The following is a 20097-nucleotide window of genomic DNA, read 5'->3' as shown; positions in this document are numbered from 1 at the left end:
AGACCTTTCTGAAACTGCACCCTATTCATCGCCATGACTCACACTCCCGTCGAGAACATGGCTTCAGCATCCCTCGCTGCCGTCGCACATCATGCGACTTGCAACTGAGGTTCGACGCTAATCAGGTGGGGTAATGTCTGGCATTCCTTTTTTCCTCCTCGATCGTACCGCTCAGCCAGCTCGATCAGTATCGTCGAGCCTGATATCGTAGATTTGCATATGTTTCACCCCTTTTGAAAATCTCGAAACGTCGAACTTGGCTGGCTTCAAGTACCACGCCTGCGCCAGCTTTCGTTTCGAACTCACTATGGCGGAGGCGACCGCTTGAACCTTCGACCCCGTGAGCCCCACTTCGACGTTCGCTCCAGCCCCCAGATACAGCTCGAGATAGCGTCGATCCAATAGTTGAACGAGGGATTCGAGATTTCCCACATCGATCTTTTCGAGGCTCGCACTCGGATAACCCTTGCACAGGAACTCCGCGGCGTAGTTCGCGACTTTCGCTCTGGGTCCGTCGTCTTTCGGCGCCATGACGTCGACCATATCGAACTCTCGACGATCCATCAGCGAGAATAGTCTTTCGTGCTTGGCGGACGCGAAAGCGATCAGCGCGCGATTTCGTGACTGATCGGTCTCTTCCTCCAACAAGCGGACGGACTTATAAGGTCCGCTCTCACCCTTGAGAACACCCGCCAAGCTCTCGAGCAAACGCAACGGATCGTTGGCGCGCTCGGCCTCCAGAAGGTCCTTGAGGTCCTCATCGAGCGGGTAGTGGAATTCCGCTCGCATGTGACCGACCAAAACTCGCCCTTTCGCCATCAGCTCCCGCCGGACTGCGCTGAAAATAAGGGGCTTGGACAAGCCGGAGACATCGACAAGAACCAGCCCCTCGTCTTCCGGAATCTGAGCGAGCAAATTCGGATAATCGTAGATCTCCACCTGCGCGCTCGTCGCCTTCCAGGCCGCGAGAATTTCTTGCGAGTACCCGGGTTCCTCGTATCGGATTAGCTGAACTTTTTTCGGAATCGAATGCCGGGCAATGAACCGGTTCGATTCCAAAGTACGTTCCTCGAACCCAAGCCCAGCTAACACGGAATCGATCCGTAGCGCCTCGAATTCGACCTCCGATAGGAGAGATATACGTGCGTCGATAGGTTCGACTCGCGCGTCCACCGGCTCCGGTGGAGGCGCCCCGCTGTTCGTCCGGCGGCGCTCGAAGAGTTCTGCCTGGGCGGGCGGCTCGCTTGGTTCTTCCGGGGTGCTTTCTCCTTTGTCCTCAGCGTCCGATGTAGCAGCTTCCTCGCCCACCGCGCCATCTCTGGATTCGGACAAATTCTTAAGAAGGACACTCTTGTCCGGAGCGTTCAACCACTGCTCCAGATCCTCGCCGGACAACTCGAATCGGTCGCGATCAGCCAAGCCAATGAATGCGGCAAGTCCGCATATCTTCCGATAGCTCAGTTTGAACTGCTGAATCGGATTCGAATCCTTGGTTTTAGTGCGCGCGGCACCTCCCGTATAGACGAAAACGCCAGCATCGATCAGGTCTCTCAGCTGATCTATCTGCTGCTTCAGTTTTTGCTTATCGTCGGAGGTGACGCGAACGTAGATCGACGAATATTGCCGCAAGCGAGGTTGTCCGTTCTTCGGTTTCTTGGTTTGCCGATACGATTTCACCAACTCCTCGTTCGCCGCCGCGGCGAAGGCCAGCGCATGGTCCTTATATTTGCCGGCACGGCGATTTAGTTCGTACAACCTCTGCGAACTGAGCTGCTGGAAGCATTCCGATTGAATTCCTGCCGCGATCGGAACGTCCACCTTCGTCTTTCCCGTGGTCGCGCGCTTAATGATTTCCTCGTAGAGCTTAATGACATCTCCAATGTCTCCTACGCAAACGTTCGTCACGCAAGACAGTCCGCGGTAAACTTGCTTCCTATCTTTGGAAGTCGCGTTGGCGGCCGCTATTTCCCTAGCGACTTGCTCCAAGGAAACGTCCCCCAGAAGTTGCTTCGGACTGTATACCGGGTGGTCCGGATAGAGTTCCGCCCGCTGCTGCAATACGCGCGATATGAAGTCCGCCCCCTTCCCCTCACCGGTCCCGTTTATGGTCTGGTGCACAAGCGAGCCCAAGTCGAAGACCGACACGTCGCGGTCTATACGAACCGGATGGATCCGTCCCGGCGACCGAAGGCCCAATTCGATCGTTTGCCATTCCGATGTGAATTTAAAGGCACAGACGGTACTCTGGAAAAGAAGCGACGTCAGAAGCTCTTCGACTCGCTCCACCTCTATATATCGTGTCGACACGTCGTCGAGAAGGAAGAGAACCTGCGAGTCTTGCCAGATGGGTGAACACAGGCGGAGCTGTTCCGCCAGATACGGAAACGCCTGCGCCGACGCCTGCTCCACCGAATAGCCGGATCCGATTCGCGCTGTCAGCACGACGATTTTGTTGAGCCGAAGCTCGAGCTCGTCGATGGACGTCACCGATCTGAGCTCGTCACCACCGTTCAGGTAGTCGGCAACGGCGTTACCGAGCGTGAGATGGGCGGTCGCCGCCACCGCCTCCGGCGACAAGTTCTGCAGGTGCAACAACGCCCTGGATGCTTGCAACGCGTAGCTCGCGAATAGCCTGGTCAGCCGGTGCTCGAGCTTGGATACCGAGTCGCGAAGATCGAGCAACCGTTGCGCCGAAACGAACAGCCCCACATACCCGTCCTTCCTCAAATCCTCCAACAGTTTGTCCATAGATCCCGCGTCGTTCGCTTTCGCCGCCCGAGCGTGAAAATCCAAGGCGCGCAACAGCATCGTCTTTCCGCAGCCGCGCATCCCGGTGATGATCTGCGGCCCGGGCCGGGCCACTTCATTTAGCCATCGCCCTTCCGGATCCACCAGCAACCGCGGAACACCCCAAGACGCCAGCGTCTGTGCGTTGTAGTGATCACCGAACCCGGATAGTTGCAACGGCGTTGCCCAAGGACGCCACGGCTGGGTCGCACGTTCGTGGGCATTGACTATTTGCTTAACCAGGTCCTCGAATCCCGGCTGACGAGCGTTCTGCGGCGGCGCGAGGCACCCCCTCACAATGCCTTGAAGAGCGAGCGCCACCCGGTAATCGCGATCCGCGAGGCTCGATGGATCGGCCAGTAGACGATCAAGCAATTTATCGACATGCTGCGCTATGAAATATAGATCGCCGTGCCGTTGATCGGTGCTCTTGCTATCTTCAGCAATGCTGCCGAGATCGATGGCCATCACTCGGATCGAACCGTCAAGCGCGTTTACTCGCCGAGCTTTCGGATCGAGCTTCTGTACTATCAGGTTATTTGCATGAAGATCATTATGGTTGAGCTGGTGTGCCTCGAACTCAGACCGCATCTTCAGTAAATCTATGGCCACCTGGCAAGTCGCCCTGACGTTAAGCGCCGCTCGCCCTTCGAGGTAGTCTTCCAAGGGGTTACCGTCAATGTAATCGAGCACTATCACATGGCATCGGAGCGTCGTTTTCTGTTCGTCTGCGAACTCAACATCCACCTCGAACGTATCGTCGATGCCGACGACATGCTCCGCGTGTTGAGCCAATTGATTGTGTAAATCGGTCTCCTCTTCGAAAGAGTTCTTCTTCAACCCATTGTAGAACTCTGTCGGCGACACTTTCAGCACGACTTTCTTCTTAAAGCGCCCCCGTTCGGCTACGTACGCGGCCCCATAGAACCCTCGGCCCAACGTTTCGACTATCGCGTACTCACCGACCGTTGTTGGTGGCTTCGACAACATAAAACCGTATTCTCTGCCGCATGTCGGGCATCGTTCTTCCAATCGTTTCTCGGCATAATCCGGAATTGGACAGCAGAAGCAACAGTATTTACCCATGGATCCTTATCGCCTCAAATCCCGGACCTTCCGGGTGGTTGTGTATCGTGAACGAATTCCTGCACGCGACGGCCAGTAGGTCCGGAACCCCTGGGTCAAGCCGCAGTGTCGCGACCGGCTCGCCTCTTTGTACCCATTCGCCAGGTCGTCTCAACAATATAAGTCCCACCGGATCGGCATAGTGCTCCCCTGATCGGTCAACGAAACGCTGCACATCACAGAGCGCGTCCCTCAGGCCTGCCAGTGGGTAATGGACGAATCCATCGACCGGAGCCTGTAACGTTTCGGCATGTGCATCCAAGGTTCTTCGGCTCACACGGACGAAGTCCTCAGGCGAGCCACCTTGCGCTTCCAAGTGACAGTAAAACACCTCTTTCAATTGCCTCACGCCGATCCGTGCCATATGGGCTCGGGACTCCGACGGCACACACGCCAAAGACAGCGTGCGGCAAAGTTGAAAGTGTGACGCCAACCACTCACATGCGTTGGACTCGAACAGAAGCCATAGGGCCGCCAACGCCTCTTTGCGCCCGATATACGGCTGGTACGGATGAATGCCGTCCGTCAAGACGGGGCGAGCCTCGACACCCATTATTTTTGCAGCGTCGACGAACATAGCAGCGTTCGCGGCTCCCTCCGCTGCGCTTCGGCCGAAATTGCCGTGCGGGCCGACCCTCACGTCCAATCCTGCGTACCGAACCCCTACCGCTCGTTTCTTCGCCAGCAAACTGGCTGCGGCCAACGTGGCGACGCTCTGAAAACCGTGTAGCTGCCGCAGCTGGAATACTCTTGCGTCCAATGGCGCGTATCTGTCGGAAGCCTGAAAATGCGCGAATCCGTTTCGCCGCAACACTTTGGTCAGTTCCTCGGGCGATAACTTGGTCCTGTAGCCCTGCAGCTGTGCTAGGCAATCTATGCCTCCTGCCGGCCGCCCTGGCACACCGAGCTTTATCACGTGAAACTTCGCTGCTCTCAAAAATAGAGGGCACAACAGAGTTGACAGCGACGACGGGCCACCGGTGGAAGCCACATCAGCGGTATTCGTCACATCCGGGAAAAATCTGTCGCCCGAATCCGCAAGAATCCCCGCCAATTCGGCGGCGATCATCGCATCTACCGGATGGTTGCTCTTGATATCGGCCAGCAATCGGACGATATCTTCGTCACTGGCCGAACTGTCGATCATGCGTCTTGACGAACGTTCCGCTTCGTCTTTTTGCCGTTCTTTCCGCTCAAAGCCACTCGCTGACCACTCGCCGGCAGGGGGGCGACGTCCCGCCCCTCGGCTTGGTGGATGCTCATCCGGATCGACTTCGCATGGGCAGCGATGAAAGGAGGCGGCAAAGCATTTCCGATCATCAAAGCTATAGCCTCCTTGCCATGGGAAATTTCGAACTTGTAGTTTTTTGGGAAGCCTTGCAACAACGAAGCCTCTCGCAGCGTGATCGTTCTATCTTGGGAGGGGTGCAAAAACCTTCCCTTTGATGGATTGATGCATCCACTGGTGATCGTCGGTGCCACATCGTCCCAAGACATCCGCCCGTATACGTCGCGGAATCCGTCGTTTCGCTTGTGACAGTTCAACCAATATCTGCTTGGGAGGTCGGATCTGCTTCCTCCGTCTTGCGGAATCAGCTCGATCACCTTGCGTACGGCGGGAGTCCGATTTTCGGGAATCGCATGCAATCGATCCTTGGTCTTAGATGGTGGCTCCACACTCGCTAAGACGTCCCGCACGGTCACCTTATGCTTCGCCTTGGCCGCTACGGCCGGCGTATGCACTCTTGATCCGAGCAATATCAAACGTCTCCTACGCTGAGGCACCCCGTAATCCGCAGCATTGAGAGTGCGAACCACGACTTCATATCTCAACCGCCTCAGGCTTTCGCATAGATTCTTGAATCGCTCGTCGTCCGCTAAGGCAGGAACGTTCTCCAGCATGATTGTCTTTGGTTGTAAGACGCGTACAAAGCGAAGAAAGTCTCGAACGAGATCGTTTCTCGGATCTTCGATGGAGGTGTTTTGATTCCGTGTACGCAGTCTGGAGAACCCTTGACACGGAGGGCAGCCCGCCAGGAGATCCAACTCACCCGGTTTCATTCCGGCATCTTCAAGAAGGGACCTTACCGCGACCTTCCTGATGTCTTTTTCGTACAAGCGAACTTTCGGATGGTTCAAGCGATAGGTATGCTGAGCCTTAGGCTCGACCTCGACCGCGGCCACGACTTGGAACCCGGCATCACGCAGCCCCCTGCTGAGTCCGCCGCAACCACTGAACAAATCGATCGCAGTGAAGACCCGCTGGTCGGTTTTCTCTTTTTTTTTCGAACGGATCATTTGTCGAACTTGGCCTCTTGAGCACGCTTCCATATGCACTAGGGGGGCCAGAGGTAACCGAGCGCCGCATGCCGGTTCGACGACTCCCCTCGCCCATCCGCACTCCGTGCATACGCGCATGAATGCTCGCCCAATGTAGCTAGAGCCTCATTGGCGATCAAGGAAAACATACCCTCTCGTCTCCAGCCAAGAGGCTCCGATTGGCTCGCCACATAGACTCCATCCGAGGCCCACCCGTCCGACCGCCGCCGGTTCTCGTCGAAGACGTTACCTTGCGAAGAAGCGCCCCTTGGCCGCGTTCGTAACACACGGATGGCACTCTCATGTGCCTACGTAGCCGCAGTCAACGAACGCAATGCCGCTTCGTCCAACCCCACGTCGCCTGCGCAGATGGATGAACGGCCGTGCTGGGCACTTGCACAGGCCGAACGGATCGATCCCACAGGGACTGGCGCCTTTCTGCTACCGCTATCCGAAGAAATGGAAGAGAAGGGCGAATCCAGATCAAGCGTGCGCACTACCTTCGGACCCCGTCGAACTCCCACCGACGTGGCACCCGAACTGCTGGTATGCGCGATGATGCAAGCAAGTCCACCGAGCTATCGGCAGTTCTTGGCTGCAGCACCAGCAGGGGCTCCGTGGTATGAACGCGAGTACAATCGAACTTTCGAACCCAGTCTTTGATAAGATATTCAGCATCTTATATGTATCCTTAGGTTCCTCTCCTGGCACCAATTGTAAACGAAGGCCCGCAGAAATGCGGGCTTTCGCCATTTCAGGGGGTCGTTCAAGCGCTTGGTCCACACTTGGTACACAAGTTGGCACACATATGCGCGGTTCTTACCTTGTTCGACGGGACGACACGTTCCACCTCCGGATGCGCGTCCCTGCCACACTGGTCCCTGCCACACTGGTCGACGCGATCGGTAGCAGCGAGATCAAACTATCCCTGTATGAAGCTCGCAGGCGCGATACCCAGCTGAAGGCCTCGTATCTCGCCTTTCACATCCGCGGCTTCTTCGCTCATCTTCACAGAGCTATGCAGAACCTCAGTCGTGCCGAAGTAAACCGCCTCGTTGAATCATGGCGACCAAGATGATCACTCGTGACTCCGAAGTGAGGCGGCTGGTCGAAACCGGACTCTCTTCACACTCCTTGATGGGATACGCCGACGCGTGCGACGCAACCGGCGACGTCCTTGCAGACTTGGCGGACAAGATCCTGCCAACCATATACGGCGATTCTGATCGACAGCCGCTGAGAGGGCCTAGGCTTGATGCAGCATCCGCCAGGCGGTGGCTTTTGCCACCGCTCCAGTCGAGATAGACAGTCCTGAGTGCGATTGGCAGCTCGTGGTTGACCGGGGTCCGCTCAGCTCGATCGACGAAGTCTCCCAGCGCGACTTGGTAAGCACGTGGCTTCCCCAAGCAGCCCGGCTCTACTACGCCAAGGCGGCGGCGTGCGCGGACACTCGCATCCGAGCCCGCGCCCGCGCCATTGGCTTCGTGTATTCATGGAGCCGCATCGCCGCTGCCTTCGCCGGTCTTGCCATCGGCTATTTCCTGAGTGCCGGTGGCGCGTCGGCGGCAGCAATGTTCGTTGCGATCGCGATGGTCGTGGGCATCGTTGTCATCGGCATCTTCCTACCAAAGACCAAGGTAATTTCGCTCGAAACGATCAATCGCTGAGGGGAATTGTAATGGGCGGTGGGGTTCTCACGACATCAGCTGTCGGTGCTCCGCTGCATGCACTCTCGGCTGAGGATAAGCACTGTTTTTTCTGGCCCCCTGGTCACTGGCGGTCTGGTTTTTTGGTGGGCCGAGTCGCCGTCGCCACAGCCCATGAGTGATTCGCACGAAATTGGATGCCGGCGAATTTCCTTAACGAAAATTTATTTTATTTTCAGGTTGCGTTTAGGTAGAGCGGCTAAAGGTGCCGACAGGTTTCGTGTAGTCGAAGTTACCGGGGGAGCAGATTCTCGTTGTCGGGCGACCGGAATCTTTGATCGTAATGTCCCGTTCGAAGCAATTCGGACATACCGTGGAAGGGGTTAAATAATGAAAAGCAAGCATACCGTCGCATCCGCGATGCTGCCGGTTGTGACGGCATTTTCGTCATGGTCTGTCTCGGCGCCTAAGTTTGTGGATGATCCAGAGTCGCTATCGGGTATGGGTACCCACACCCGACCATTCGTACAGCGGCCACTCGCGCGCGCCATATTCATGATCGTGACGGGGCTCATGGCCACCACCGCCGCTGCGCACGCGGCGGACTTCACCAGCGATTCCCTAGCCGCCGCAGCTGCGGGCGGGACGAGCACTCCGGCTGCAGATTCCGCGCCGCAGCCCGCTGCGGCGGGCTCGGTCGCGCCGCCCGTCGAGCAGCCAAAAGTCAAGCGGCTGGAAGCCGTCACGGTCACCGGCAGCCTGATCCAGGTCCACAGCCGCAGCGAAGAATCTTCCAGCCCGCTGGCGACGATCGGCATCGGCCAGATCGCCGCCGCCGGCCAGGTCTCGCTCGATTCGGCGATCGGCCGGATGCCGCAGTTCGCGGCCGCACAGGGGCAGAGCGAGGTCGGCGACGTGCAGGGTGCCACCGGCTTTCAGGGCGGCCAGTCCTATGCCGACCTGCGCGGCCTCGGCGCCGAGCGCACCTTGGTACTGCTCGACGGGCAGCGCCTGGTGCCGACCAATCCGAACGGCGCGGTCGACCTGAACTTGATTCCGATGGCGCTGCTCGAGAACGTCGACGTGATCACCGGCGGCGCCTCGGCCACGTACGGCTCGGACGCCGTAGCGGGTGTCGTCAACTTCCGCCTGCGTCAGGACTTCCAGGGCATCCAGCTCTCCGCCCAGACTGGGGGGAGCACCAAAGGCGGTGGCCAGGAAAACAGCGCCAGCGTCCTCATGGGCAGCAAGTTCGCGGACAACAAGGGCAACGCGGTCATCGACCTCGAGTACAACCAGCGCGATGCAATCACCGGTGCGGATCGAACCTTCTTCTCCGACCCCGCGAACTTCAATCGTGCCGTGCCGCGCGCACCGGAAGGTATCTTCAGCGCCGGCGAGCTCGGCGGGAATATTCCGATTTCTGCAGTCAACTCCGTCCTGGCCGGCTACCCTGGCACGACGCCGATCGCCGGCACTGGCAACTACGGTGGCTACATCGGCCTGAACAGTGACGGCACCCTGTTCACCACGCGTGCACCGGGCAACTGCGTGCAGAACTACAAGGGCCCGGTGGGCAAGATACCGGGGCTTGCGATTTCCCCGAACTGCACGACGATCGAGAACTACCTCGGCAAATACTTCTTCGTGCAGGTGCCATCGCATCGGGTCAATCTGTTCTCGAAGGTCACCTACAACGTCAACGAAGACCTTCAGGCCTACGCGCAGGTCAACCTCATGAGCTCGACTGCCACGGACAACAACGGCCCTGCGTTCGCCGGTCCGGGAAAGTTCGTCTACGTGCCGCAGAACAATCCATTCGTGACGGGCAATGCGGCGCTGATGTCCCTGCTCAATTCCCGCACGGCGTCGACCGCTGGCGGCACCCCGAGCACCGCGCCGCTCGAGATGGAGGCCTGGTTGACCGGGCTCGGGCCGCGCATCGAGAGCTTCCGTTACAACAACTACCAGCTGACCGCCGGACTCAATGGCTGGTTCGGCTGGTCGAGCTGGAAGTGGGACGCGTTCGCCTCCTACGGCCAGACCAACTTCCACAACGATCAGCAGAACAACATCAATCTGCCGGCGCTCGAGACAATGTTGTATGGAACGGCGAACTACATTGGTTCCAATGGCAACAACTGCGTCGGTTACGCCTGGAATCCGCTCGGTAACCACCAGCTGAGCCCCGGCTGTCTGGCGTACGTCACGGGCACCGCGCACAACCATATGGTGCTCTCGCAGGATTACTTCCAGGGCACCGTGAGCGGGGATCTCGGGAACCTGTGGGCAGGGACCGTCGAGGCCGCATTCGGCGTCGATTACCGCGCTGATCGGTTCAACTACCAGGCCGATTCGGCTCTGAATCCGGCGTTCAACGTGATGCCCTCGCCGATCCCTCCGGACATCATTTCCCCGTCGTACGACCTGATCGGCTCGACGGGTGGCTCGATGAACGTGGGTGAGGTGTTCGGCGAGCTGAGTGTGCCGCTGCTGAGCGAAAAGCCGTTCGTGAAGAACCTTTCGCTCGACCTCGGCGAACGTTATTCGCATTACGATCTGTTCGGCGGCGAGAACACCTGGAAGGCGGGTCTGCGCTGGCAGGTCGACGATGCGTTGATGTTCCGTGGCGGGTTCAACCGCGCGATTCGCGCGCCGAGCCTGCAGGAGCTGTACAACCCGACCGTGCAGGCGCAGGACAGCATCAATGGCGACCCGTGCGAAGTCGGCAGTCTGCAGCGCAGCGGTGCGAACGCCGCCCAGGTGGCGGCGCTGTGCCAGGCGCAGGGCGTGCCTGCGTCGGTGTATCCGTCGTTCACCTACGGTCTCAATTCGGCGAACGGCATCATCACCGGCAACACGGGTCTGCAGCCGGAGAAGTCCGATACCTACACGTTGGGCTGGGTGCTGACGCCGCACTTCGATGCATCGATGGCGCGTGACCTCGGCATGTCCCTTGACTACTACCACACCTCGATCAAGGGCGCGATCGCGGGTGTGACCCTCGATGCGGTCCTGCAGAACTGCTACGACGCAAACAACGCGAATCCGAGCTACTCGGAGAGCAACGCCTTCTGCCAGCGAATCACGCGTGATCCGAACACCGGGGCTATCACGCTTGGCCGGGAGTCCTCGGAGAACATCGGTTCGTATGTCACGACAGGTGTGGACATGGAGGCTCACTGGGGCTTCCCGCTGCATGATCTGGGGCTACCCCTCGCTGGCCGAGTGAAGCTGCAGACCTTCCTCTCGTACGTGCACTCGCTGACGATCTCCGGCGTGCCTGGCGTTGCGGCCAGCAACTACGCGGGCTCGATCGCCGATACCAGTACGGCGTTGGCCGCCGATGGCTCGAGCATCTCCGACCTGTCGCATCCGAGGTGGAAAGCGAACACGACGTTCGGCTACTCCATTGGGCCGGTATCGGCGGCACTGCACTGGCGCTACATCTCCGGGATGACCGACCTGATGGGCGGTGCCGGTAGCGGCTATCCGGGCGTGCCGGCCTACAACTACTTCGACCTGGATGCTCACTGGCAGGCGACGCACAACATCATGCTCACAGCGGGCGTTACAAACCTGACCGACAAGGCCCCGCCGCGGATCGCGGGCGCACCACTGCTCACGGATGCGGCGACCTACGATGTCGTGGGACGCACGTACTTCGTCGGCATCAAGGCCAAGATATGAAGTAAGGCGCATGTCCCGGTTCCGGCTGTGTGTCCCCTCGCGCAGCCGGAACCGGGCGACAGCCGCTTCATGGCAACGCTGAAAACGTCTCCCGCACCTGCGGAAATAGTCCCGTACTGACAATCGAGCGGGATCGATACTGCAAAACGCCAGCCACCTGCCCAGTCGCCACAGCGACTGACCAGCGTCGCCAGCGAAACTGGCCACGGCTGGCGGCCGCGCTGCCCATCGCCGCCAGCGCGTTGCCCGTTTCCCGTTTCCGGCATCGAATCTGACTAGTGTAATGAAGTGTCGGAATGACGGACTTCACCTTTTTGCGGATTTTATCCGTGCGATTCGCCGCGTTCGATTGCCAGCCGCAGCGCAGGAATCAGCTTGGTGAGCTGCTCGGTCAGGCCCTGAGTAGCTGTCGCACGCGCTGCGCGGCAGCGTCACCACGAACTCGCTGCCGTGTTCGCGCCCGGCGCTTTGCGCAACCACGCTGCCGCCATGCGCCTCCACCAGTTCGCGCACCACCGCCAGGCCGATTCCCAGACCCGCATTGGAGTGCGACAGCGCACGAGCATCCTGCACAAACAGGTCGAATATCGTCGGCAGAACCTCAGCAGAAATACCGATACCGTTATCGCGCACGGTGATCACGGCGCAGTTGTTCAGCAACAGTAGCTCAAGTGCTATCTCGCCTTTCTCCGGCGTGTATTTGCAGGCGTTGTCCAGCAGGTTGCTGAAGACCTGCGCCAATCGCACCGGATCACCGACCATGCGAATCGGCTCGGACCCTACGCGCATGCTGAAATGCTGCTGGCGAAACTCCATGCCCGGCCGACAGGAAGCCTCTACCTGGTTGAGGACATCGCGCAAATCGATGTCAGTGCATTCGATTCGCAACTTGCCGGCACTCAGGCGCGAGCCGTCGAGCAGGTCATCGATCAATCGGGTCATGTAGGTGACCTGGTCATCGATGATCACTTGAAGCCGCTCGATCGGAATTTCGCTAGTGGCGCTAGGATTGACGAGCATGTCGGCGGCGAGGCGCAACGGAGTCAACGGATTGCGCAGTTCATGCGCCACGATCGCCATGGACTTCACCTGCTGGCGCTGTGCCTCCATGGCAAGTGCTGCGGATTCCTGTGCTGTCAGCGCCGCCACCATCAACTGGGCGTTGGCCTCAGACAGATCCTGCAGCGGCGAGTCTGGTGAGGCCACCCGCCATGCATCATTGCCCTGTCCCGCCAGCACCCTGGGCCTCGTCCCTGGTCTGTGGCGTGGTTCGCCGATATGAAACTGGAATCCGCCCAACGCGTCTCGCTTGTGCAGGTACATGGCGGCATCGGCGCGATTGATGAGGGTCATCACGTCATCACCGTCCTCGGGGTAAATACTGATGCCCAGGCTTGCCGACAACGTGAGAGCCCGACCGCCGACGCTGACCGGTACGCTGATTGCCGCCAGCATCTCCGCTGCGATCCGGCCGGCATCGTCAGGTGCCGAGATCTCCGGCAGCAGCACCAGAAACTCGTCGCCACCATAGCGACAGAGCGTATCGGATTCACGCAGCACCGACTGCAGAGCTCGTGCCACGATCTGCAGTACTTCATCCCCCCCAGCGTGCCCAAGGTGGTCGTTGATGGGTTTGAAGTGATCGAGATCGACAAACATCACCGCTAGTCGCCGCTGGTGCCGTTGCGCCATCAATAACGCGCTCTGCAGACGATCCAGCATGAAGGCACGGGTGAGCGCGCCGGTGACCACATCACGCTGATGGGCCACGCTCACTGCCGCCAGATCGGCAACCGCCATCTCGGCGATGTCGTCAGCATGCAGTGCGGCCAGCACCAGGTGCTGATTGGCTTCCAGCAACTGGACCGTGCGGCTCTCGCCGAAAAGGTGCCGAACATGGGTAAGCTTTCGCCACAGTTCCCGCAGTCGATGGCGCGTGCCGGCTCTCTTATCTTCCAGCAGTGCCAACGCGCGCTTCGCCGCTGCCACGACGGCAGCGTGGGGCCGGTCAGTCACCATGCCAACACCTTGATGCAGCGGCGGTCATCCATCATCGGGGCCGCTTCAGTGCTTCAAACCGGACGGGTTCCGGCTGGGACCGCCGTCCAGCAGGCCTTCGTAGTTGCACAACATCCGGTCGATCTTGATTCCTTCGTCGTCGATGTGGAACAGGCGCAGCTCGGTCGAATGGCCGCTGGCGCGGATCTTCAGCACCGCCATCATCCGCTGCAGGCGGCTTTCCACCTCGATATGGCGCTGCACGATGATCGCATCGGTCAGGAACGCGGTGTCGTAGGGGGCTGAAGCACAATTCGGTATAGCGGTCCTCCAGCCCCGAGGTCATTAGCACGGTGACTCCGGTGCCGCCCAACGCTGACACCATTCGCGCTAGCGCTTCGCGGAAGTCCTCGCGAAACGTGGGCGCCAGAGCGAGTTCGAATCCCGACAGCGAATCGATCACCGCGCGAGTGGCCTTGAGGCGACGCACCTCGGCGGTCAGCAGCACGGCAACCTCGCCCACCGACAGGCCCGGCGCGCGCGTGTCGACCACGCCGATGCGGCCGCTTTCGATCAACTCCGCCACGCGCTGTCCACGCGATTGCGTGGGGTGTTGCTCGAAGGCGGCGATCACGCCGGTCTCGCCTTGGCTGGCGCCTTCCGGCAGGAACGCCGCGACCAGGATGCTCTTGCCCGATCCGGACGACCCAGCCACCAGTAGTGAGTAGCCGCATGGCAAGCCACCACTCATCATCGCGTCGAGTCCGGGCACGCCCATCGCCAGCCGTCCGCTATTGAGCGAGGGATGCGGATGGGCGGGCTCATGCACTGGCACCGATGCAAACACGTGCGGCCCCGCCGCGCTGATGCGAAACGTATGCAAGTCGGCCAGCGTGGGCTGGCCGCGCTTCTTTACGATGTCGAGCTTGCGCACCATCGAGTTGCGCTGCACGCTCTGACGAAGCCAGATCAGCCCGTCGGTCACGGTGAACACCGGGCTGGGATCTCTGTCGCTGAAGTACTCACCGATGAGAAAGGTGCTCGCCTGCCAGCTGGTCATCAGCATGCCCAGCTGCTGCACGAACTGCTGCAGGTTGACGAAGCCGTCGCCCTCGCGCTGCACGGCCAGGATCACCGAGCGAAACGAGTCGACGAACACCAAAACAGGCCCGCGCGTCTCGACCTCGATCACAATCCGCGCCAGTACCTTGGACAGGTCTCCGCTGGTGATCTCTTCGGCGAGGTTGATGAAGTGGATCGAATGATTGACTTGGTCGCTGTTGAAAAAATCGAACTGTTGCCGGTAACGCAGCATCTTCAATGCGGGCTCACCCATTACGGTGAAGTACAGGGCTGGATGCGCGGGCGTCGCAAGCGCAAACATCATCTGGTGCGCCAGGGTGGTCTTTCCGCAGTCGGGTAGCCCGGCGACGACGTTGAATGAGAATTCGGGCAGGCCACCGCCGAGCACCTCGTCCAAACCGGGCACGCCGGTGCGCAGTCGATGGATGATGGCTTTTGCGCTGGTCATATGATGGTTTCCTGCGCGGCGTCGCCGCTTGATGCGGTGTCTCAGACGGGGCGCAGCAAGCGCTTTGAGAGCGAAGCGCCAATCAAGGAGATGAGCAGTTGGTGGAAGTTCTGCAGCATTGACGCATTCACTGCGAGCGCCTCGACACGGTCCTGCTCTGCCAGCATGACCCGCAGCGCGGCCAACGCACCCGTTGCGGGCACCGCGCCTTCGTTGACGATCGACAGACATGGATGCGTATGGCGCGTAAGGTAGACGCTGCGCTTGAACAGGACGGCCACACTGGTCTGGCCTATGATGGGCGCCAAGGCCTCTCCCACGTCGTCCCAGATCGAGACGGCTATCTCCGCGATCCGCACGGCATCGGCGCTCTCGGCCGCGAGGTGGACAAACATCGCTTGGACTCCTTGCGCTTCAGCGTTCATTGGCGATCCTGAGCGTCTGCCATGTGCGATCGTTTCAACGCTACTCCCTTTCGCCACAGGGGCATGTGAAAACCGCCGTCATCCGTTCGAAGCAGCTCCCTTCGAAGCTCTGTTCGTGGCCGAACAACGATCGCATCGGACGGCCGCTGTTCGGAACGACGAAATCACACTTCGGTCTGCTCAGCCATCTCCAGCGCATCATCGATCTTGATCCCGAGATAGCGCGCCGTGCTCTCCAGCCTGCTGCAAACCAAGCAACAGTTGCGCCTCGCGGAGATGTTTCGTTCGTCGGTAGATAAGCGAAGCCTTGACTTCGCATTGTATGAGTCACGCAGGCAACAACCTCCAATCCGATGCCCACGATCCATCGATCGACTCCGCGCGTACTGTCGCGCTGAGATATGAAACGAGCCTCGAAGTCTGCTCGGGAATGACGCGGGCAAAAGTTACAAGCGCAGCGAAGCGCGCGGCGCGACCATGAGTAGCTACCTTTGCAATTTTTCCATCCCGCCGCCGTTTGGCGCTCCCGCCGCCAGAATCTCTTCTTCGCCCGTTTGTTCGTGCGCGCCGCGCTTACGGGCGCATGAAACGACGGCGCGCCACGGACAAAATCAGTCGTTGCAACGGATTGTTATTGCCCCCTGGCCGCCACGTGTGCACTAGTTTGTTGCGGTAGGCGTCGAAGTGCAGGCCGTGAGGTGCAGCGAGCACCTTGCCCCTGCCAAGCAGGATCTTCAAGGCCTGGGTACCGGCTATCCCCGCGCAGATTTCACATGCCATCGGCGTCGACGGTCCCCGCTGATGGACCAAATCTACCGCCGACGGATCGACCAGATAGGCTTGATGCAGCACGGCAGGTGCCAGCCCCACCAGAAATCGCAGCAACTGCTCGTTCGTCGCGCGGCCTTCCAACCGGAAATACTCTTCGAAAGTCATCTGACCCGGCAGGAACGCCAGGACCGCAGCGCCCATGCCCAACGGCGCCGCGGTTATCGCCGGAATACCGCGTTCAGCACACAGGGCAAAAAGCCTGGCACGGATATCGAGGACGAAAAAGTCCAGCCCGTCGACGTACAGGTCCGCCCCTGACAGGAACTGCTCCATGTTGTCGAAGGTGACGCCGCCGGGAAATTTGTTGATGTCCAGGTTCGGATTGATATCCCGCGCCATCCGCGACACGACATCGACTTTGGGCTGGCCAATCGTCGACTGGAACGCCCCGGCCTGCCGGTTCAGATTTTCCGTGCCGAAACGGTCGAGATCCGCCAGGTTGAACGACTGGATGCCGAGTCGAGTCAGGGTCAACAGGTGGCTACCGCCAACACCGCCGAGACCTGCAATTGCCACGCGCTTGGTACGAAGCTTCGCCTGCTCGGCCGAGGTTATCCAGCCGATCGTCCGGCTAAATGCCGTTGCGTAGTCGAACAGTCCGGTCGTGACCGGCGCATCGGACATCATGAGATATCCCCACTCTCGGCATTACTGCGTAAAGCTGTTGAGATGCCGGCACGTTAACACTGGCTTGCGGCGGCACACAGAAGTAGCGTGCAGAAAATGGCGCCGCTTCGGAAAGCGGCGCCATCAATCGTCAAACCGCATGCATGGGAGCACCCGCTCTATGCGCGCCCTTCAGCCTCTTTGTTGCGGCGCCAGGTCAAGAGGCCCACGAAGGCCAAACCAAGGCCCAACATACCGGCCGGACCCGGCTCGGGTACCGCTAACGTCCTGCCAGTCAACGTACCCGCTCCGACGATCGGGTAGTAGCAGATGCTAGCCGGATTGGTCGAGGTTGACGTGCACGATTTGTCTGGAAACGTTGAGAATGCCGAACTGAGGCTAAAATCCGCGCCGTCGGGCTGGCTATTCGTGTCCATAAAGTGCGCCGCTGGACCTCCAGTCGCATCCACCAACCCGAATCCACCCGACAGCTGGCCTGGAGCGGAGACAGCACCGTTGATGTTGGAGTAAAGCTGCCCCACTGCCGTAAAACCGGAAAACGGAGCGGTATGGCCGCTCAAGGTGAGCCACGGGGTCCCGATGCCGGCCGTAGTGGGGTTCTCGGTATTGAAGGACCCGGCAGGGGCAACGTAAAAGTTGAGCGACCCTGCATCGAACACGACCTTCGGGTTTAGGGCAGTGCCCTCAATGGCCGACAACGTATATTGGAACGTAAAGGTGAGATCGCAACTCGTACAAAACGTCGTACTACCGTTTATCGAGCCAATCTGCCCATAACCTGTCAAAATGTTGCCGACAGCAGCCACGGATGATTCACGGAAGTTGAGTGCCTGAACGGTCAGGTCCGCCCCACTAGCGGGGTCCCACGTGATGCCGCCCACGGTAACCGGCGTTGCAAGCGTCGATCCACTCCACGCACCTAGGGCTAGCGCGCATGCGAGTGCGACTACGATGCGTTTGTTCTTCAACATGATTTTCTCCTTGACCAGGCAATCGCAGCACTGGCTCCTGATTGGTGTGACCCTGCAAGCTAGTTAAAGCAAAGGACATGCCATGTATATAACATACTGTTTTATATAGAATTAATTATTCAAGGATGCCGGATTCATTCAATATGTGTAAGAGATTCCGACAATATGCCGCGATAGAGCGTTTGTGATCGGATCGGATGCCGCGCGTTCAAGCCCGCAAACCGTGGGATGCTGTGGTGCATGATTTGGGACGGCACGGTCAGTCAAGTCGCAGATACGTCCGAAACCCCTGCGTTATCAAGGTACGCATTCGGCACTTGGGCATGACTGTTTATCCGACGCCACCGCTACAGGCCGAGTGCGTAAAGGATTCCGACACAGGGCGGAACTCACATGGCCGAGGGTTCCCTCGCAAAGCGCCATCGCCGGATGCCTGCGGCAAGGCGCGACGAATCGGAGGAGAACGTAAGATCGCGCAGTGCCTGCAGGCCCGCTATGGGAAATCGCCGAAACTTGCTAGCGTTCGTCGCCCACTGCGACCGTCCGCTGCGGATTGCGCATGGCCAATCCGCAAAAACACGAGCCCGCACCCCGGCGCGCACAGCTCGCTCAGCGCCGCACCCAGGTCCGAAAGCAGCCGCTGAAAGGCCGGCTCGACGGGCACGAAGCCCAGGCCGAGTACTCCCGCAGCCGCATACGGCTGGACCGACAGCCCGGCGAGCGTGGCCTCAAGCCACACGCGCTGCAAAGCGCGGCCACCCGCGAGCACATCGGATCGCGCCGTGGATGGAATGACGAGCAGACAGAGGCCGGGGGACAGCCGGATTGGCAGCCACGCAGAGCGCCACCCCAGAACCGACGCCGCGCCCAGCCAGTTGAACATGGTCATCACCACGGGACGACGCAGCAGCTTAAAGAGCGGGCGTATCGGCGGCTCCACGGCCAGCGTCGCTGGCGCCAGGCCTTCCTCGCAGGCGGCGTGCCAGCCAACGGCAAAGCGGATACTGGAAAACAGTTCCGCATGCAGCGTCGGGCTTCTGAAACGCAACGTCTCGGCCTGCCTGATGAGCTTGAGTGCGGCTTTTCTCTCACGCGGTGTCTGTGGCCAATAAAGCCGCTGCCCGCGAACGTGCCGGGCTTGGGCATCCAGGCGCGCCTGCGTATCGGTGCTGATCGGGCCGCGCCAAGGGAAGCCGCGATCGGTGTGGCGCTGCCCGATGGCACCAGCCAGCGGTTCGGATTGGTCGCACCCGGGATCCCGGTGCCAACGGACGCGGGCGACCCACAATTCGTCGTCGTCGCTCGGGAAGGTCTCCAGGTCCGCTACATAGCCGAGCGACCAGGCGTGGATGATCATGTTTTCCAGGCACGCGCCAGCGGCCAGGTCGCTAAGGACATATCGGGTATCGGATACGTGACCGCTGCGACTCGCATCGATTCGAAGGTCCAGCTCGTCGCCATTCCACGCAAAACGCCACGGTTGTGAATTATCCGCCGAGGGCGCGGCGATGCCCGCGCGCAGAATGTCTGTTTTTGTCTGCCGGTTCACGGCCCGCGCCCGTTCATAAATTACAATCGTGTGATTCAGTGCAAAATACCCAAGATCCGTAAATAGTTCGGCCTGTCAGGCTTACTTTCTTTGTGTATCCCGCATTTGGCTCGCTCGCCCAGACACCAAACGTCGCGAAATAAGGGCTTCACCCAAATATCCGCCACCAAAAACTATACGTCATTGATGTCGAGCGCAACGCTTCCCCTCTTCCTTCAAACATACGGGATGGCCGCCTCGCTGGAGCTAACCCCCCGAAAGCCATCCGCCCCCCCTAACCTATTACCTTTGACGACACGGCTGCTGGCGGTGTTCTTTTTCACTGCGTGAAGACCAGCCCGAGCGCCTTGGTGCGGATTCCGGTGACCACTGACCACTATTCCGGTGAGGCTTGAACATGCTGCTGCTTCTGCCGCTTGGCGAAATCGACATTCCCAAACAGCACCAGGATGCGTCGGTGCCTACGGCAGCCGGCGAATTCAATTCTGAAGTGCACCACCCCAAACGGTAGAGCGGCGCAGGTGCGGTAGCCTGCACAGCTTCACCGCCAAGTGGAACTGCACATGAGCTACACACACCTGAGCCAAGACGAACGCTA

The 20097-nt window shown here is 59.7% G+C and carries 11 protein-coding genes; 2 read left to right on the top strand and 9 right to left on the bottom strand.

From position 1 onward, the window contains the following. Nucleotides 1–171 precede the first annotated feature (171 nt). The 3 genes from ACFPPB_RS19220 to ACFPPB_RS19210 all read right to left on the bottom strand — a co-directional run bounded on the left by ACFPPB_RS19220 (nucleotide 172) and on the right by ACFPPB_RS19210 (nucleotide 6210). Complete coding sequence (locus ACFPPB_RS19220; protein ID WP_377330092.1) at nucleotides 172–3777, bottom strand: ORC-CDC6 family AAA ATPase; 3606 nt, start codon at nucleotides 3775–3777, stop codon at nucleotides 172–174. Nucleotides 3778–3865: 88 nt separating this feature from the next. Continuing rightward, nucleotides 3866–5059 carry a hypothetical protein gene (locus ACFPPB_RS19215; protein ID WP_377330090.1) on the bottom strand — a complete coding sequence of 398 codons (1194 nt, stop codon included), beginning with the start codon at nucleotides 5057–5059 and terminating at the stop codon, nucleotides 3866–3868. Then, complete coding sequence (locus tag ACFPPB_RS19210; RefSeq protein WP_377330088.1) at nucleotides 5056–6210, bottom strand: DNA cytosine methyltransferase; 1155 nt, start codon at nucleotides 6208–6210, stop codon at nucleotides 5056–5058. Before ACFPPB_RS19210 ends, ACFPPB_RS19215 begins: the two co-directional genes overlap by 4 nt. A 1295-nt stretch (nucleotides 6211–7505) precedes the next feature. Here ACFPPB_RS19210 and ACFPPB_RS19205 point away from each other — a divergent pair. Both ACFPPB_RS19205 and ACFPPB_RS19200 read left to right on the top strand, forming a co-directional pair. Next, a complete protein-coding gene (locus ACFPPB_RS19205) occupies nucleotides 7506–7898 on the top strand; it encodes a hypothetical protein (protein WP_377330086.1) in 393 nt (130 codons plus the stop codon). Between the two features lie 369 nt (nucleotides 7899–8267). Further along, nucleotides 8268–11567, top strand: coding sequence for a TonB-dependent receptor domain-containing protein (locus ACFPPB_RS19200; RefSeq protein WP_377330084.1), 3300 nt, complete (start codon nucleotides 8268–8270; stop codon nucleotides 11565–11567). Nucleotides 11568–11873: 306 nt separating this feature from the next. On the opposite strand, the gene ACFPPB_RS19195 is transcribed toward ACFPPB_RS19200, so the two are convergent. The 6 genes from ACFPPB_RS19195 to ACFPPB_RS19165 all read right to left on the bottom strand — a co-directional run bounded on the left by ACFPPB_RS19195 (nucleotide 11874) and on the right by ACFPPB_RS19165 (nucleotide 19499). Further along, nucleotides 11874–13586 (bottom strand): diguanylate cyclase domain-containing protein, encoded by a 1713-nt coding sequence (locus ACFPPB_RS19195; RefSeq protein ID WP_377330082.1) that lies wholly within the window; start codon nucleotides 13584–13586, stop codon nucleotides 11874–11876. A gap of 31 nt (nucleotides 13587–13617) precedes the next feature. Continuing rightward, entirely contained in the window at nucleotides 13618–15096 is a 1479-nt protein-coding gene (locus ACFPPB_RS19185) for an RAD55 family ATPase (protein ID WP_465269360.1), read from the bottom strand. Nucleotides 15097–15137: 41 nt separating this feature from the next. Next, nucleotides 15138–15521, bottom strand: coding sequence for a hypothetical protein (locus ACFPPB_RS19180; RefSeq protein WP_377330080.1), 384 nt, complete (start codon nucleotides 15519–15521; stop codon nucleotides 15138–15140). Between the two features lie 573 nt (nucleotides 15522–16094). Then, nucleotides 16095–16979, bottom strand: a complete 885-nt coding sequence (locus tag ACFPPB_RS19175; RefSeq protein WP_377330078.1) for a ThiF family adenylyltransferase — start codon at nucleotides 16977–16979, stop codon at nucleotides 16095–16097. Nucleotides 16980–17137: 158 nt separating this feature from the next. Further along, nucleotides 17138–17950 (bottom strand): PEP-CTERM sorting domain-containing protein, encoded by an 813-nt coding sequence (locus tag ACFPPB_RS19170; RefSeq protein ID WP_377330077.1) that lies wholly within the window; start codon nucleotides 17948–17950, stop codon nucleotides 17138–17140. A gap of 493 nt (nucleotides 17951–18443) precedes the next feature. Continuing rightward, nucleotides 18444–19499 carry a nitroreductase family protein gene (locus tag ACFPPB_RS19165; RefSeq protein ID WP_377330075.1) on the bottom strand — a complete coding sequence of 352 codons (1056 nt, stop codon included), beginning with the start codon at nucleotides 19497–19499 and terminating at the stop codon, nucleotides 18444–18446. Between the last annotated feature and the right edge of the window lie 598 nt (nucleotides 19500–20097).

Source organism: Rhodanobacter terrae (assembly GCF_042657005.1).
GTDB classification, from domain to species: Bacteria; Pseudomonadota; Gammaproteobacteria; order Xanthomonadales; family Rhodanobacteraceae; genus Rhodanobacter; species Rhodanobacter terrae.
The sequence above is the reverse complement of the archived record's forward strand: the minus strand, read 5'-3'. Positions and strand labels throughout refer to the sequence as shown.

Coding starts and splice junctions, on each gene's coding strand:
- ACFPPB_RS19220 (WP_377330092.1), bottom strand. CDS start 3,777: ATGTTGTCGAAGCCACCAACAACGGTCGGTGAGTACGCGATAGTCGAA.
- ACFPPB_RS19215 (WP_377330090.1), bottom strand. CDS start 5,059: ATGATCGACAGTTCGGCCAGTGACGAAGATATCGTCCGATTGCTGGCC.
- ACFPPB_RS19210 (WP_377330088.1), bottom strand. CDS start 6,210: ATGATCCGTTCGAAAAAAAAAGAGAAAACCGACCAGCGGGTCTTCACT.
- ACFPPB_RS19200 (WP_377330084.1), top strand. CDS start 8,268: ATGAAAAGCAAGCATACCGTCGCATCCGCGATGCTGCCGGTTGTGACG.
- ACFPPB_RS19195 (WP_377330082.1), bottom strand. CDS start 13,586: ATGGTGACTGACCGGCCCCACGCTGCCGTCGTGGCAGCGGCGAAGCGC.
- ACFPPB_RS19185 (WP_465269360.1), bottom strand. CDS start 15,096: ATGACCAGCGCAAAAGCCATCATCCATCGACTGCGCACCGGCGTGCCC.
- ACFPPB_RS19180 (WP_377330080.1), bottom strand. CDS start 15,521: ATGAACGCTGAAGCGCAAGGAGTCCAAGCGATGTTTGTCCACCTCGCG.
- ACFPPB_RS19175 (WP_377330078.1), bottom strand. CDS start 16,979: ATGATGTCCGATGCGCCGGTCACGACCGGACTGTTCGACTACGCAACG.
- ACFPPB_RS19170 (WP_377330077.1), bottom strand. CDS start 17,950: ATGTTGAAGAACAAACGCATCGTAGTCGCACTCGCATGCGCGCTAGCC.